Genomic DNA, 17,900 nt, shown 5'->3' with positions numbered 1-17,900 from the left:
ACGTCAACGCCCAGGTGATCGATCCGGCGCAGCAGTTCCGCGACCTCGGCTTCGACTCGCTGACCGCCGTCGAACTGCGCAACCGCCTCACCGCGTCGACCGGCATCCGCCTGCCCGCGACGCTGATCTTCGACTACCCGACGTCCGGCGCGCTGGCGTCCTACCTGCGTGACGAACTGCTCGGAGCCGTTGTCGTCACGCCGAACCTGCCCGCGCTGGTGTCCACTTCGGACGATCCGATCGTGATCGTCGGCATGGCCTGCCGCTATCCCGGCGGCGTCACGACGCCGGAAGAGCTGTGGCGGCTCGTGATGGACGAGGTCGACGCCGTCACCGGGTTCCCGTCCGATCGCGGCTGGGACCTCGAAGGCCTCTACCACCCGGATCCCGACCACATCGGCACCTCCTACACGCGGTCCGGCGGGTTCCTGCACGACGCGGCCGAGTTCGATCCGTCGTTCTTCGGCATGTCGCCGCGGGAGGCACTGGCGACCGACACCCAGCAGCGCCTGCTGCTGGAGACCGCCTGGGAAGCCCTGGAGCGCGCGGGAATCGACCCGGCGTCGTTGCGGGGCAGCGCGACCGGCGTGTTCACCGGCCTGATGTACAACGACTACCAGTCCGTCGTCGGTGGCGGCGACATGGAAGGACACCAGGGCCAGGGCAGCGCGGGCAGCGTCGCGTCGGGCCGCGTGTCCTACGTGTTCGGGCTTGAGGGACCTGCCGTCACGGTCGACACGGCGTGCTCGTCGTCGCTGGTCGCGATGCACTGGGCGATCCAGTCGCTGCGGTCGGGGGAGTGCTCGCTCGCACTGGCCGGCGGCGTGACGGTGATGTCCACGCCGTCGACGTTCATCGAGTTCTCCCGGCAGCGCGGCGTCTCCGAGGACGGGCGCTCGAAGGCGTTCTCCGACTCGGCGGACGGTGTCGGCTGGGCCGAGGGCATCGGCCAGGTCGTGCTGGAACGCCAGTCCGACGCGCTGCGCAACGGCCACCGCATTCTCGCGGTCGTCCGGGGATCCGCGGTCAACCAGGACGGCGCTTCCAACGGCCTCACCGCCCCGAACGGCCCTTCACAGCAACGAGTCATCCGCGCGGCCTTGGCTTCCGCCGGTCTCTCCGTCACGGATGTCGACGCCGTCGAGGCGCACGGCACCGGAACGCCGCTGGGCGATCCGATCGAGGCCCAGGCCCTCCTCGCCGTGTACGGCCAGGATCGCGACGAACCGCTGCTGCTCGGCTCCATCAAGTCGAACATCGGCCACTCGCAGGCCGCCGCCGGTGTCGCGTCGGTGATCAAGATGGTGCAGGCGCTGCACCACGGCGTGCTGCCGCGCACCCTGCACGTCACCGAGCCGTCGTCGCACGTCGACTGGGAGGCCGGCGCCGTCGAACTGCTGACCTCGACGCGCGAGTGGCCTTCGGTTTCCCGACCGCGCCGCGCCGGTGTCTCGTCGTTCGGCGTATCGGGCACCAACGCGCACGTGATCCTGGAGGCTCCGAGTCTTCCTGCGGCCCAGCAGGAACCGTCCCAGGCCGGTCTGGTGCCGTGGCTGGTGTCGGCGAAGTCCGCGGAGGCGTTGGAAGCCCAGATCGAGCGGATCCGGGCGGTCGAGGCCGACCCGGCCGACGTCGGGTTCACGCTGGCCGCGCGGACCGCGTTCGACCACCGCGCGGTCGTCATCGGCGAGAACGTCGTCACCGGCCAGGTCACGACCGCGGGCAAGACCGTGTTCGTGTTCCCCGGCCAGGGCTCGCAGTGGGTCGGCATGGGCAGCGAACTGCTCGCCACCAACGAGGTGTTCGCCCAGAGGATCGCCGAGTGCGACGCGGCGCTGCGGCCGTTCGTGAACTGGTCGTTGATCGAGGTCCTCCGCGACGAACTGCCGCTGGACCAGGTCGACGTCGTGCAGCCCGTGCTGTGGGCGGTCATGGTGTCGCTGGCCGAGGTCTGGCGTGCGCACGGCGTCGAGCCGCAGGCGGTCGTCGGCCACTCGCAGGGCGAGATCGCGGCGGCGGCCGTCGCCGGGGCGCTCACGCTCGACGACGCGGCGCGGGTGGTCGCGCTGCGCTCGCAGGCCGTCGACGAGGCGTTGTCGCGCAAGGGCGGCATGCTGTCGGTGCCGTTGCCGGTGGACGAGGTGCGGCCGCGGATCGCGCGGTTCGAGGACCGGGTCGCGGTCGCGGCCGTCAACGGGCCCCGCGCCACGGTCGTCGCGGGCGAGGTCGAGGCACTCGCGGAGATCGTGCTGGAGTGCGAGACGCAGGGCATCCGGGCGCGCATGATCGCGGTCGACTACGCCTCGCACACTCCGCAGGTCGAGGCGATCCGCGAACGGGTGCTGGCTGATCTGGCGGAGCTGCGGCCGCGCACCGGCACGATTCCGTTGTACTCCACGGTGACCGGTGAACCGATCGACACCGCGATCATGGACGCCGGCTACTGGTTCACCAATCTGCGGCAGACCGTCGAGTTCCAGAACGCCACCAGCGCTTTGCTGCGTGACGGCTTCCGGTTCTTCGTCGAGCCGAGCGCTCACCCGGTGCTGACGTTCGGCGTCGAGCAGACCGTCGAGCACCACGACACCGAGGCCGTGGTGCTCGGAACGTTGCGGCGCAACGAAGGCGGGCACCTGCCCCTTGCTCTCGCGCAGGCTCACGTGCGAGGGCTCGACGTCCGATGGGACTTCCCCGGCGGCAAGCTGATCGACCTGCCCACCTACGCGTTCCAGCGACGGCGGTTCTGGCCGTCCCGGCAGGTACGGCCCGGCGAGCACCCGCTGCTCGGCGCGGCGGTCAGCGTCGCGGGCAGCGAGGACGTGCTGTTCACGTCAAGGCTGTCGGCGCACTCTCACCCATGGCTCGCAGATCACGCCGTCAGCGGCACTGTTCTGTTGCCCGGCACGGCTTTTGTCGAACTCGCGGTCCGAGCGGGTGACGAGGTCGGCTGCGAGCAGCTCGACGAGCTCACGATCTCCGCGCCGCTCGTCCTCGACGGATCCGTGCAACTGCAGGTCGCGGTGAAGGCCGAGGACGCGAACGGACACCGCCAGGTCGCGATCTACTCGCGCACCGAGAACGACGCGCCGTGGACGCAACACGCGTCCGGCACGGTGTCGACTGGCAGCGCTACCAGCGACTTCGACGCGTCGATCTGGCCTCCTCAAGCCGAAAGCGTTGACGTCGAAGGAGCTTACGAACGCTTCGCGGACATGGGCTTCGAGTACGGGCCGTCGTTCCAGGGCCTGCGGGCGGTCTGGCGTTCCGGCGAGGACGTGTATGCCGAGGTCACCACGTCCGAGGAGACCGCGGGTTTCGGCCTGCACCCGGCGTTGCTGGACTCCGCGCTGCACGCCGCGTTGCTCGCGAAGGACGGTGCCGGGCTGCCGTTCTCGTGGGAAGGCGTGTCGCTGCACGCCACCGGCGCGACGGAGCTGCGGGTCCGGTTGCGCTCCCGCGGTGACGCGATGGAGATCGCGCTCGCCGACACCACCGGTCAGCCCGTCGCGACCGTCGAGTCGCTCGTCGTGCGGCCTGTCGCGTTGCCGCGCAACGAGGTCGACCGCGACTCGCTGTTCCGCATCGAGTGGACGCCCACCGCACTGCCGTCCGACGTGGCCGAGAACGTCGTCATCGAGCACGTCGCAGGTGACGGCGACGTCATCGAGTCGACCCGCACCCTGACGACGCGAGTGCTCGCCAAGCTCCAGGAGTGGATTTCCGGCGAACGCGCCGAGCGCCTGGCTTTCGTGACCCGCGAGGGGGATCTGGCCGGGCAGGCCGTGTGGGGTCTGGTGCGGTCGGCGCAGACCGAGCACCCCGGCCGGTTCGTGCTGGCCGACGTCGACGATGAAGCCGTTCTGCCGCAAGCGCTTGCCGCGAACGAACCGCAGGTGCGGATCAGGCAGGGGCAGCTCTTCGCGCCACGGCTCCAGCGCGTCGCGGCGGCCCAGGAGACCGTCTGGGAGAGCCCGGTGCTGATCACCGGCGCGGGCGGGCTCGGCGGCGTGATCGCCCAGCACCTCGTCGCCGAGCACGGTGTCACGGAGCTGATCCTGGCCAGCAGGAGCGGCCGCAAGCCCGACTGGGACGTCGACGCGGCCGTCAAGGTCGTCAAGTGCGATGTCAGTGACCGCAGGGCGTTGCAGCGTCTGCTGAAGAAGCACACGGTCAAGTCGGTCGTGCACACCGCCGGTGTGCTGGACGACGGCGTGATCGAGTCGCTCACGCCCGAGCAATTCGACACGGTGTTGCGGCCCAAGGTCGACGCCGCGTGGCACCTGCACGAGCTGTTGCCCGACGCCAGGATCGTGTTCTTCTCCTCCGCCGCCGGCATTCTCGGCGGCGCGGGCCAGGGCAACTACGCGGCGGGCAACGCGTTCCTCGACGCGCTCGCCGAGCACCGCGGCAACGCCGTCTCGCTGGCCTGGGGCACGTGGGAGGCGACGGTCGGCCTCACCGGTTCGCTGACCGACGCCGACCGGGAACGCCTGGTGCGCGCCGGAATGCCGCCGATCACGCCGGCGCAGGGCACCGCGTTGTTCGACGCGGCACTCGCGACCGGGGAGTCGGTCCTGCTGCCCGCACGCCTCGACCTCGCGACGGTGCGGGCGCAGGGCGAGGTTCCCTCGATGCTGCGCGGCCTGATCCGGACTCGCACCCGTCGCACGGTCGCCGGTTCGGACGCGGCGACGGGTCTGGCCGCGAAGCTGCGCCCGCTGGGCGACGCCGAGCGCCTCGACGCGTTGCTCGACCTGATCCGTGCGCAGGTCAGTGCTGTGCTGGCGCTGGAGAGCTTCGACGCCTCGCGGGCGTTCCGCGATCTCGGGTTCGACTCGCTGACCGCTGTCGACCTGCGCAACCGCCTCACCGCGGTCACCGGGCTGCGGCTGCCCGCGACCCTGGTGTTCGACTACCCGACCGCTCACGTGCTCGCGTCGTTCCTGCGTGACGAGCTGTTCGGCGCGGACGGCGGCGACGTCGTCACGGCGCGGACGGTGTCGGACGACGACCCGATCGTCGTGGTCGGCATGGCCTGCCGGTTCCCCGGCGGGGTCAGCACGCCCGAGGACCTGTGGCGGCTCGTGCTGGACGGCACGGACGCGATCTCCGAGTTCCCGTCCGACCGCGGCTGGGACCTCGACACCCTGTTCTCCGGCACCGACATCGGCACCTCCTCGACGCGCCTCGGTGGCTTCCTGCACGACGCGGGCGAGTTCGACCCGGCGTTCTTCGGCATGTCGCCGCGGGAGGCACTCGCGACGGACTCGCAGCAGCGTCTGCTGCTGGAGACCGCCTGGGAGGCGTTCGAACGCGCCGGGATCGACCCGGTGTCGTTGCGCGGCAGCGACACCGGCGTGTTCGCGGGCGTCATGTACAACGACTACGCGCAGCTGCTCGGCGGTGAGTTCGAGGGCCATCACGGCACCGGTTCGTCGCCGTCGGTCGCGTCCGGACGAGTGTCCTATGTGCTCGGTCTGGAAGGCCCGGCCGTCACGATCGACACCGCCTGCTCTTCCTCTTTGGTGGCAATGCATCTCGCGGCGCAGTCGCTGCGGACGGGGGAGTCGTCGCTGGCTCTCGCCGGTGGTGTCGCGGTGATGTCGACGCCGGCGACGTTCATCGAGATCTCCCGGCAGCGCGGCGTCTCGCAGGACGGGCGGTGCAAGGCGTTCTCCGAGGGCGCGGACGGCACCGGGTTCTCCGAGGGCGTCGGCCTGCTCGTGCTGGAACGCCAGTCGGACGCTCGGCGAAACGGCCACAACGTCCTCGCGGTCCTGAAGGGCACCGCCGTCAACCAGGACGGCGCGTCCAACGGCCTGACCGCGCCGAACGGCCCGTCGCAGCAACGGGTGATCCGCGCGGCGCTCACGTCCGCGGGCTTGACCCCAGCGGACGTCGACGCCGTCGAAGCGCACGGCACGGGCACCTCGCTGGGCGACCCGATCGAGGCGCAGGCGCTGCTCGCCGTCTACGGGCAGGATCGCGCCGAGCCGCTCTACCTGGGCTCGATCAAGTCGAACATCGGCCACACCCAGTCGGCGGCCGGTGTCGCCGGCGTGATCAAGATGATCATGGCGCTGCGCCACGGCGTGCTGCCGCAGACGCTGCACGTGTCCGCGCCGTCGTCGCACATCGAGTGGGACGCGGGCGCCGTCGAGCTGCTCACCTCCTCCCGCGACTGGCCCGCAGTCGACCGGCCCCGTCGCGGCGGCGTGTCGTCGTTCGGCATCAGCGGCACGAACGCCCACGTCATCCTCGAGGCTCCGGAATTGTCAGACCTCCCTGAGATGATTGGGATGGGGGCTCGCAGCCCCCTGGGGGCCGGCCAAGCAGGATCGATTCAGCAGGGCGGCGTGGTGCCGCTGGCGGTGTCGGCCAAGTCGGCGGGGTCACTGCGGGCGCAGGTCGAGCGGGTCAAGGCGCTCGTGGCCGGTGGGCGTGACCCGATCGACGTCGGGTTCTCGCTGGCCGCGCGCAGCAGGTTCGACCAGCGCGCGGTGATCGTCGGCGACGAGGTCGTCGAAGGTGCGGTCGCGGACGCCGGGCCGGGACCGGTGTTCGTGTTCCCCGGCCAGGGCAGCCAGTGGCACGGCATGGCGGTCGCGCTGCTCGACGAGGACGAGACGTTCGCCCGGTGGATGGCCGAGGCCGACCGGGCGATCGCCGGGCACGTCGGCTGGTCGGTCATCGACGTGCTGCGCGGTGACGCCGAGCTGCTCCAGAGCATCGAGGTCCTGCAGCCCGCGCTGTTCGCGATCATGATCTCCCTCGCTCAGACGTGGCGCGCGAACGGCGTCGAGCCCGCCGCGGTCGTCGGGCACTCGCAGGGGGAGATCGCCGCCGCCTACATCGCCGGCGCGCTCACCCTCGACCAGGCCGCGCAGATCGTGGTCAAGCGGTCGCAACTGTTCGCGGACGAACTCGTCGGCAACGGCGCCGTCGCGAGCATCGCGTTGCCCGCCCCCGAAGTCGAGAAGCTGCTGCCGCCGGAGCTGGCGATCGCGGGCGTCAACAGCCCGCACGCCTGCACGGTCGCCGGCGCCGTCCCCGCGCTCGAGAAGTTCGTGGAAAGCTGTGTCGCCCAGGACATCCGGGCTCGCGTGATCGGCTCGACCGTCGCCTCGCACTGCGCGCAGGTCGACCGCCTCCGCGACCAGATCCTCGACCTGTTCGCCGACATCACGCCACAGCCCGGCACCGTGCCGTTCTACTCGACTGTCACGGCCGGGCGCATCGACACAGCGACCCTCGACGCCGAGTACTGGTTCCAGAACGCCCGCCAGCCCGTCAGCTTCGCCAAGGTGGTCGAGAAGCTCGTCGCGGACGGCCACCGCGTGCTGATCGAGTCGAGCGCGCACCCCGTGCTGATGCTGCCCGCGCAGCAGACCGCGGAAGCGGTCGGCGCCGAGATCGTCGCGATCGGCTCGCTGCGCCGTGACCAGGGAGGCAGCCGCCGGTTCGCCACCTCGCTCGCCGAGGCGTGGGTCGCGGGCCTCGACGTCCGGTGGCAGTACCCCGGTGGCCGGACCGTCGCGCTGCCGACCTATCCGTTCGACCACCAGAGGTTCTGGCCCGAACCGCTCGTCAAGGACACCTCCGACCCGGTCGACGCCGAGTTCTGGGAACTCGTCGACAACGGCGGCCTGGAGGACATGGGCGTCGGGCAGGGTGTCGCGCACACGCTCGCGCAGTGGCGCAACCGTCGCAAGTCCGAATCCACAATGGACACCTGGCGGTACCGCGACCAGTGGACGCCGGTCACCGTCAGCGGAACCCCGCCCGGCTCCTGGCTGGTCGTCACGTCCGGCACGGCGGCTCAGGACGTGATCGACGCGCTCGGCGCCGTTCACCTCGACGTCGACGAGCAGATCACCCGCGCCGACCTCACCGCGCGCCTGCCCGAGACGATCGACGGCGTCATCGCGATGACCGGCCTGCAGGCGACGATCACGCTGGTCCAGGCACTGGCGGAAGCCGGTGTCAGCGCGCCGATCTGGGCCGTCACCCGCAACGCCGTCGCGATCGGCGGCGAGGAGGTCGATCCGTCGCAGACCGCGATCTGGGGCCTCGGCCGCGTCGCCGCACTCGACCTGCCCCGCCGCTGGGGCGGCCTGATCGACCTGCCCGCATCGCTGGACGACAAGGCCGCACAACGGTTCGCGGCCGCGTTGACCGGCAAGGAGGACCAGGTCGCGATCCGCGGCAACGGCGTGTTCGCCCGCCGTCTCATCCGCACGAACGCCCACCACAGCCCGGACTTCCAGGCATCCGGCACGGTGCTGATCACCGGCGGCACGGGCGCGCTCGGCGGCCACGTCGCCCGCTGGATGGCCGAGGCCGGTGCCGAGCACCTGGTGCTCACCAGCCGCCGCGGCCTCGACGCGCCCGGCGCGGCAGAACTCAAGGCAGAGCTCGACACGACCACCCGTGTCACGATCGCGGCCTGCGACGCGGCGGACCGGGACGCCCTGGCGACCCTGCTCGCGGGCATCGACGACCTCACGACGGTCGTGCACGCCGCGGGCATCGGCACCGGCGACGCCCCGATCGACGAGATCCAGTACGAGAACGTCACCGCGTTGCTCGACACGAAGATCACCGCGGCCCGTCACCTGCACGAACTCGCGCCACAGGCCCGTTTCATCCTGTTCTCGTCGGGCGCGGCGAGCTGGGGGAGCGGCGGTCAACCCGCGTACGGCGCGGCCAACGCCTACCTCGACGGCCTCGCTCACCTGCGCCGGTCGCAGGGCCTGAAGGTGACGTCGATCGCGTGGGGAGCGTGGGCGGAAGCCGGCATGGCCGCCGATCACGGCATGTACGAGGCGCTGCAGAGGATCGGCATCGGCGCGATGCCGCCGGAGCTCGCGATGAAGGTGCTGCGCCAGGCCGTCGCCGACGATCAGACCCAGCTCACCGTCACGAACATCGACTGGGCCAGGTTCGCGCCGAGCTTCACCGCGGAACGCCCGAGCCCGCTGCTCAGCGGCATCGCCGAGGTGCGTGCGGCGCTGGCCGACGAGGTCGTCGAGGAGTCGGAGCTCAAGCAACGCCTCTCCCGGCTGACCGAGGCCGAACGCGACCGCGCGCTGCTCGACCTCGTTCGCGCCGAAGCGGCGAAGACGTTGGGTTACCAGGAAAGCGACCAGGTTCCGGTGGCCCGCGCGTTCCGCGAGCTCGGGTTCGACTCGGTCACCGCGGTCGAGATGCGCAACCGGTTGAAGACCGCGACCGGACTCGCGCTGCCCGCCACCCTCGTCTTCGACTACCCGACCGCGACGACGCTGTCGCGGCACCTGCGTGACGAACTGTTCGGTGGAACGCAGCAGATCGAGGTCCGCGCGGCCACGATCGCCACCGACGACCCGATCGCGATCGTCGGCATCGGCTGCCGCTACCCCGGCGGTGTGACGACGCCGGAAGCGTTGTGGGAACTGGTCTTCGAGGGACGGGACGTCATCTCGCGGTTCCCGGCCGATCGCGGCTGGGACCTGGAACGGCTCGCCAGCTCGACGTTCGAGGGTGGTTTCCTCGACGCCGTCGCCGACTTCGACGCGGGCTTCTTCGGCATCTCGCCGCGCGAGGCCGTCGTGATGGACCCGCAGCAGCGCCTGCTCCTGGAGACCTCCTGGGAAGCGCTGGAACGAGCGGGCATCGACCCGACGTCGTTGAAGGGCAGCCTGACCGGCGTCTTCGTCGGCACCACCGGCCAGGACTACGAGTCGCTGCTCAACCGCTCGCTGGAGGAGACTGGCCCGTACGCGACGACGGCGTTCTCCGCGTCAGTGCTGTCCGGGCGCATCTCCTACCTGCTCGGCCTCGAAGGCCCGGCCGTCACTATCGACACAGCTTGCTCGTCGTCGCTGGTCGCGATGCACTGGGCCGCACAGGCTCTGCGCAACGGTGAGTGCGACCTCGCGCTGGCCGGTGGCGTCGCGGTGATGACCACGCCGAACGCCTACTCGGCGTTCACCGCGGCCGGAGGACTCGCGCCGGACGGGCGCTGCAAGGCGTTCGCGGAGTCCGCCGACGGCACCGGCTGGTCCGAAGGCGCCGGTGTGGTGCTGCTGGAACGCTTGTCGGACGCTCGCCGTCACGGCCACGAGGTGCTCGCCGTGCTGCGCGGTTCGGCGGTCAACCAGGACGGCGCGTCCAACGGCCTGACCGCGCCGAACGGCCCGTCGCAGCAGCGGGTGATCCGCCAGGCGCTGGCGAACGCCGGACTGGCGCCGTCCGAAGTGGACGCCGTCGAAGCGCACGGCACCGGTACGACCCTGGGTGACCCGATCGAGGCTCAGGCCGTGCTCGCGACGTACGGGCAGAACCGGGAGACCCCGCTGCTGCTCGGTTCCATCAAGTCGAACCTCGGCCACCCGCAGTCCGCCGGCGGTGTCGCCGGCGTCATCAAGATGATCATGGCGCTGCGCAACGGCGTGCTGCCGCAGACCCTTCACGTCGACGCGCCGTCGTCCAACGTGGAATGGCAGACCGGCAACGTCGAGCTGCTCACCGAGCGCCGGGACTGGCCCGCGAACGGCCACGCGCGCCGTGCCGGTGTCTCGTCGTTCGGTGTCTCGGGCACGAACGCGCACGTGATCATCGAGGAGGCGCCGGAGTTCACGGCCCCGGTTCCCGAGGTCACGGCGACCGCTTCGGTGGTGCCGCTCGTGGTGTCGGGCCGGTCCGAGGAGGCGCTGGCCGATCAGCTCGCGGGCCTCGGTGCGGTCGATGCCTCGCAGCTCGATCTCGCCTGTTCGCTGGCGGTGTCGCGCAGCGCGTTCGAGCACCGGGTGGTGCTGGTGGACGGCGTGGAGATCGCCAGGGGAGAGGCCGGCGAGCGTGATCTGGCGCTGCTGTTCACGGGGCAGGGATCGCAGCGGCTCGGCATGGGCCGGGACCTGTACGAGCGGTTCCCGGTGTTCGCGGACGCCTTCGACGCCGTGCTCGCGCACCTCGACTCCGAGTTGCGGTCGATCATGTGGGGCGAGGACGCGGACGCGCTGAACCAGACCGGCAACGCCCAGCCCGCGATCTTCGCTCTGGAAGTGGCGTTGTACCGGCTCGCGGAGTCGTTCGGCATCAAGGCCGACCGGCTCGCGGGGCACTCGATCGGCGAGATCGCGGCCGCGCACGTCGCCGGAGTGTTCAGCCTCGAGGACGCGTGCACGCTGATCTCCGCGCGCGCCTCGCTGATGCAGGCGCTGCCGACTGGCGGTGCGATGTTCGCGATCGAGGCAGGCGAGGAGGAGATCACTCCGCTGCTCACCGAGGGCGTGTCCATCGCCGCGGTCAACGGCCCGATCGCCGTGGTCATCGCGGGTGGTGAACAAGAGGCACGTAGGATTGTTGAACAACTCAACGATCCTACGTCTGCGGCCGGGCAGCGCAAGGTCAAGCGGCTGCAGGTCAGTCACGCGTTCCACTCGCCGCTGATGGAGCCCATGCTGGACGACTTCCGCGCGGCCATCGCCGGGATTTCGTTCAACGATCCGACGATCCCGTTGTTGACTGGTGGGATTGTTCAACAATCCGAGTACTGGGTGCGGCACGTCCGAGAAACCGTGCGCTTCCACGACACGGTGCGCGCGCTCGAAGGCAGCACGTTCCTGGAGATCGGCCCGGACGGCGTGCTGTCGGCGATGGTCAGCGGCATTCCGCTGCTGCGCAAGGACCGTGGTGAGGAGCAGGCGTTCGTCGCCGGGCTCGCGCGTCTGCACGTCAGCGGCGCGACCGTGAACTGGAGCGCGCTGTTCGAGGGCACGGGCGCGCGGCGGATCGACCTGCCGACGTACGCGTTCCAGCACGAGCGCTACTGGCCGACCGTGCTCGACGTCGCACCGATCGACCGCGCCACGTCCACTGTGGACTCGTGGCGGCACCGCGAGTCGTGGGAGCGGATCACCCCGCGTGGCGCGATCTCCGGAACCTGGCTCGTGCTCGGTGCCGAGGACGACTTCGCCCGCGAAGTCGCGACGGCCGTCAACGGCACAGTGGTGCAGGAGGTGCCGGAGACGCCGTTCGACGGGATCGTGTCGCTGCTCGCGTTGGACGGAGAGGCCGATGAGAACGGCGTGCCGCAGGGCGTGATCGCGACGATGGAGCTGATCCAGTCGTTGGCGCGCAAGGGTGTGAGCGCCCCGGTCTGGGCAGTCACGCGAGGTGCGGCGACCAGTGCGACGCAGAGCGCGGTCTGGGGCCTCGGGCGAGTCGCGGCGCTGGAGCTGCCCGCGCAGTGGGGCGGTCTGGTCGACATCACCGGTGGCGTCGCGGAGCTGGCAGCGGTGCTCGCCGACGGCGAGACCGAGGTCGAGATCCGGCCTGAAGGCGTGTTCGCGAGGCGATACGACGCTGCTCAGCCGACCGAGGCGATGTGGGAGCCGCACGGCACCGTGATCGTCACCGGCGGCACGGGCGCGCTCGGCACGCACGTCGCCCGCGACCTCAAGCAGCGCGGCGTCGAGAAGATCGTGCTGGTCAGCAGGCGCGGTCTCGACGCACCGGGAGCCGCGCGACTCCAGGACGAACTGGGTGCGGAGATCGTGGCGTGCGACGTCGCGGACCGCGCGGCCGTGGCCGACCTGCTGAACACGTACTCGCCGAACGCCATCGTGCACACCGCCGGCGTGCTGAGCGACGGCGTGCTGGAAGGCCTTGCGCCGGAACGGTTCGCGGACGTGTTCCGCTCGAAGGTCGCCTCGGCCCTGGTGCTCGACGAGCTGACGCGTGATCGGGAACTGGACGCGTTCGTGCTGTTCTCGTCGGTCGCGGGCGCTCTCGGCAATCCCGGCCAGGCCAACTACGCGGCCGCCAACGCCGTGCTCGACGCCATCGCCCGCGACAGGCGCGCGCAGGGGCTCAAAGCGACGTCGATCGCCTGGGGCGCGTGGGCCGGTTCCGGGATGGCGGACGGTGTCGGCGCCGACCTGCGCTCGATCACGATGAGGCCCGACCTGGCGGTGGAGTCGATGTGGCGGGCGGTCGCGGAGGACGCGCCGACCGTCGCAATCGCGATCCTTCCGGACAAGAAACCCCAGGCACGCAAGAAGATCGAGGTCAGCGGTGACGTGCTGGAGGTCGTCCGCACGGCCGTCGCGTCGGTGCTCGGCTATGCCGGACCGCATGCGGTGGGGGTGGACAAGGAGTTCCGCGACCTCGGGTTCGACTCGCTGACCGCGGTCGAGCTGCGCAACCAGCTGTCGACGGCGACCGGCCGGACGTTGCCCGCGTCGCTCGTCTACGACTACCCGACGCCGCGCCGGCTCGCCGACCACCTGCGCGGGGGAGCGGTCGGGTCGCAGGAGAACGTCGTGGCGCGGAACGACGAACCGATCGCGATCGTCGGCATGGCCTGCCGCTTCCCCGGTGACGTCACCACGCCGGAACAGCTGTGGCAGCTGCTGCTCGACGGACGGGACGGCATGGGCGCGTTCCCGGCCGACCGCGACTGGGACGTGGAGTCGGTGCTGTCGACGTCGGTGACGCGCGAGGCCGGATTCCTCGCCGGGACCGCGGACTTCGACCCGGCGTTCTTCGGGATCTCGCCGCGTGAGGCGATGGCGATGGATCCGCAGCAGCGGTTCCTGCTGGAGACCACGTGGGAGGCGCTGGAACGGGTCGGCGTCGACCCGCTGTCGTTGCGGGGGTCGCAGACCGGTGTCTTCGTCGGCACGAACGGCCAGGACTACGCGACGCTGCTGACGTCGTCGGCCGAGGACACCGAGGGCCACGCGGCCACGGGACTCGCGGCGTCGGTGATCTCGGGTCGCCTGTCCTACACGTTCGGCTTCGAAGGGCCGGCGGTCACCGTCGACACGGCATGCTCCGCCTCTCTCGTCGCGATGCATCTCGCGGTGCAGGCGCTACGCGGCGGTGAGTGCTCATTGGCCGTGTCTGGTGGTGCGACGATCATGACGACGCCGTTCGCCTTCGCCGAGCTGACCCGGCAGGGTGCTCTCGCGGCGAACGGCCGGTCGAAGGCGTTCTCCGACGACGCCGACGGTGCCGGTTGGTCCGAGGGCGTCGGCATGGTCGTCATGGAGCGGCTGTCCGACGCGGTGCGCAACGGCCATCAGGTGCTCGCGGTGATCCGCGGTTCGGCGGTCAACCAGGACGGCGCCTCCAACGGCCTGACCGCACCCAATGGCCCGTCACAGCAGCGCGTGATCCGTGCTGCTCTCGCGAACGCCGGTCTGTCCGTGGGCGATGTCAACGTCATCGAGGCACACGGCACCGGCACAGCCCTGGGAGACCCGATCGAGGCGCAGGCCCTGATCAACACCTATGGCGCGGACCGGTCTTCGCCGCTGTGGCTGGGTTCGGTGAAGTCGAACATCGGCCACACGCAGGCGGCCGCGGGTGTCGCGGGCGTGATCAAGATGGTGCTTGCGCTGTGCCACAACCTGTTGCCGCGGACGCTGCACGTCGCCTCGCCGTCCTCGCACGTCGACTGGTCCGACGGCACGGTCGAGCTGCTCACCGAGGCCCGTAGTTGGGAGACCAACGGCCAACCGCGCCGCGCGGGCGTCTCCGCGTTCGGCATCTCGGGCACGAACGCCCACATGATCCTCGAAGAAGCCCCAGATCAGGCCAGTCGGCCGGAGTCCGTTCAGCAGGTCGGCGCGGTGCCGCTGGTCGTGTCGGCGAAGTCGCCGGCCTCGTTGAAGGCGCGCATCGAACAGGTCCGCGCGCTGGAGAGCGACGCGAACGATCTGGCGTTCTCGTTGCTGACGACCAGGTCGGTGTTCGACCACCGTGCGGTGCTCATCGGGGACGAAGTGGTCCAGGGCGTCGCGCAAGAGAGTGCGCCGGTGTTCGTCTTCCCCGGTCAGGGCAGTCAGTGGCACGGCATGGCGGTCGAACTGCTGGACGAGGACGAGACGTTCGCGCACTGGATCATCGAGTGCGACGCGGCGATCGGCAGGCTCGTCGGCTGGTCGGTGATCGACGTGCTGCGCGGCGAGGCCGCACTCCTCGAACGCATCGAGGTGCTGCAGCCGACGTTGTTCGCGGTCATGGTGTCGCTGGCCCAGACGTGGCGCGCCAACGGCGTCGAGCCCGCCGCGGTCGTCGGGCACTCGCAGGGTGAGATCGCCGCCGCCTACGTCGCCGGGGCTCTCAGCCTCGACGAAGCGGCCAAGATCGTCGTGCTGCGGTCGCAGCTGTTCGCGGACGAGCTCGTCGGGAACGGCGCCGTGGCGAGTGTCGCGTTGCCGGTCGAGGAAGCGCGAAAGCTCATCGAGCAGTGGCCGGTGCTGTCCATCGCGGGCATCAACAGCCCCAACGCCTGCACGGTCGCCGGCGCCCTGCAGGAGCTCACCGAGTTCGTGGAACTGTGCCAGGCCAGGGAGATCCGGGCCCGGGTGGTCGCGTCGACGGTGGCCTCGCACGGTCCGCAGGTCGAACCGCTGCGCGAGAAGCTGATGAGCCTCCTCGGCACGATCACGCCGCGCTCGACCGACATCGCGTTCTACTCGACGGTGAAGGCCGAACGCGTCGACACCGCGACTCTGGACGCCGACTACTGGTACGAGAACGCGCGCCGTCCCATCGAGTTCGTCGCGGTCACCAGGAAGCTGATCGAGGACGGCTACCGCGTGTTCGTCGAGACGAGCCCGCATCCGGTGCTGACGATGTCCGCGCAGGCCACGGCCGAAGCGGACGGCACGGAACTCGTCACGGTCGGCTCGCTGCGCCGCGACCAGGGCGGGAGCCACCGGTTCACCACCTCGCTCGCCGAGGCGTGGGTCGCGGGCCTCGACGTGCGGTGGAAGTGCGAGGGTCGCAGGATCGACCTGCCGACGTATCCGTTCAGCCGCAGCAGGTTCTGGCCCAAGGCCGGTGCCAAGGTCGTCAACGCCGAGGACAGCGCGTTCTGGCAGCTGGTCGAGAACGGCGAGCTCACCGGTGCTCTCGGCGTCGACGCGGAGAACGTCCTGCCCGCGCTCAGGGAATGGCGCGCGAAGCAGCAGACGCAGTCCACTGTGGATGGCTGGCGTTACCGCGACTCGTGGCAACTCCTGCGCGGCGTCCAGGCCACCGGCATCAACGGCACCTGGCTCGCGGCCGTGCCCGAGCACGTCGACGAGTGGACCGAGGCGGTGCTGCGGACGTTCGGCAACGACCTCGTGCGGGTCACCGTCCGCGCCAACGCCGAACGCGCTCTGCTCGCCACCGAACTGATCGGCATCGAACCGGTCGGCGTGATCTCGTTGCTGGGCACGGAGAACACCCCGCACGAGGAGTTCACCGCGACACCGCTCGGTCTCGCGTTGAACGTCCTGCTCCTGCAGGCACTCGGCGACGCCGGCAGCACCGCGCCGTTCTGGGCGGTCACGAAGCAGGCCGTCTCGACCGGCGCGACCGACCCCGTGCACCACCCCGAGCAGGTGGCGTTGTGGGGCCTGGGCAGGGTCGCGGCGCTCGACCTGCCGCGCCACTGGGGCGGCCTGGTCGACCTGCCGGGGACCATCGACGGCCAGATCGAACAGGGCCTGGTCGCCGCCATCACGAACGGCGGCGGCGAGGACCAGCTCGCGGTCCGCGACACCGGCGTCCACGGCCGCAGGCTCGTGCCGGCCCAGCGCGCGCCCCAGTCCGCGGAGTGGATCCCGCGCGGCACAGTGCTGATCACCGGCGGCACCGGCGCGCTGGGCGGCCACGTCGCCCGCTGGGTCGCGGGACGCGGCGCCGAGCACGTGCTGCTCACCAGCCGTCGCGGTGATCAGGCGCCTGGAGCGGCGGAGTTGCGCGAAGAGCTGGAAGCGTTGGGAGCGCGCGTCACCATCGCGGCCTGCGACGCCTCGGATCGGCAGAGCCTGAAGTCGGTGATCGACACGGTGCCCGACCTGCGGGCCGTGGTGCACGCGGCCGGCATCGTCGAAGGCAACGCGACCACCGACGCGGTGGGCATCGATCAACTGGATCGCTTGCTCAAGGCCAAGATGACGTCGGCCCGGCTGCTGCACGAACTCACGAGCGACCTGGACGCGTTCATCCTGTTCTCGTCCGGTGCGGCGAGCTGGGGCAGTGGCGCGCAACCCGCGTACGCCGCCTCGAACGCCTACCTCGACGGCCTCGCGCACTTCCGGGCCTCCCAGGGCCTCAAGGCGACGTCGATCGCGTGGGGTGCCTGGGCGGACTCCGGCATGGCGTCGGAGAACGAGGAAGGCGCCGAACAACTGCGCCGCCGCGGCGTGCACACGATGAAACCCGAACTCGCGATCACCGCGCTGCAGCAGGCGGTCGAGGACGGCCACACGTCGCTGACGATCACCAACATGGACTGGGAGAAGTTCGCGCCGAGCTTCACGGCATCGAGGCCGAGCCCGTTGCTGATGGGCATCCCGTCGGTCCGGGAAGCCCTGGAAGAGCCGGAAACGACGGACTCAGGGCTCAAGGAACGGCTCCTGGCGTTGCCTGAGGTGGAACGCGCGCGCACGTTGCTCGACCTCGTCCGCACGGAAGCCGCGGCGACGCTGGGCTTCGAGGGTGCCGAGGCGTTCGGGCCGGCCAGGGCGTTCCGCGACGTCGGCTTCGACTCGGTGACAGCGGTGGACCTGCGCAACCGGCTCAAGATCGTCACCGGCGTGGCGCTGCCCGCGACGCTGGTGTTCGACTATCCCACCCCCGCCGCGCTGGCCCAGTTCATCCGCACGGAACTGCTCGGCGAGGCCGCGACCACCGCCCACGACCCCGACGCGCCGATCCGGGACGCGCTCGCGGCGATCCCGATCAGCCGTCTGCGGCAGGCCGGGCTGCTGGACCTGGTGCTCCAACTTGCTCAGGACAGTGGGGAAAACAACAGCGCCGGAGATGTTGTGCTTGCAGCCGAGGCGGAATCGATCGACGACATGGACGGCGAAGCCCTCCTGCGTCTGGCGATCGGGGACGCCATGGACTAG

1 protein-coding gene (running past one end of the window) is annotated in these 17,900 nt (G+C 70.6%); it reads left to right on the top strand.

Annotated features, from left to right (window positions below; all coding sequences use genetic code 11):
* A protein-coding gene (locus SK854_RS03300; protein WP_319973434.1) for a type I polyketide synthase crosses the window boundary here: on the top strand, positions 1-17,900 show its 3' portion. 9,421 nt of this gene lie to the left of the window's left edge; the window shows 17,900 of its 27,321 coding nt (coding positions 9,422-27,321); its start codon lies off the left edge, out of view; the stop codon is at positions 17,898-17,900.

It is taken from the genome of Lentzea sokolovensis (assembly GCF_033949975.1).
Taxonomy (GTDB): Bacteria; Actinomycetota; Actinomycetes; order Mycobacteriales; family Pseudonocardiaceae; genus Lentzea; species Lentzea sokolovensis.
Note: the sequence above shows the minus strand (reverse complement) of the source record. Positions and strands in the feature narration are given on the sequence as shown.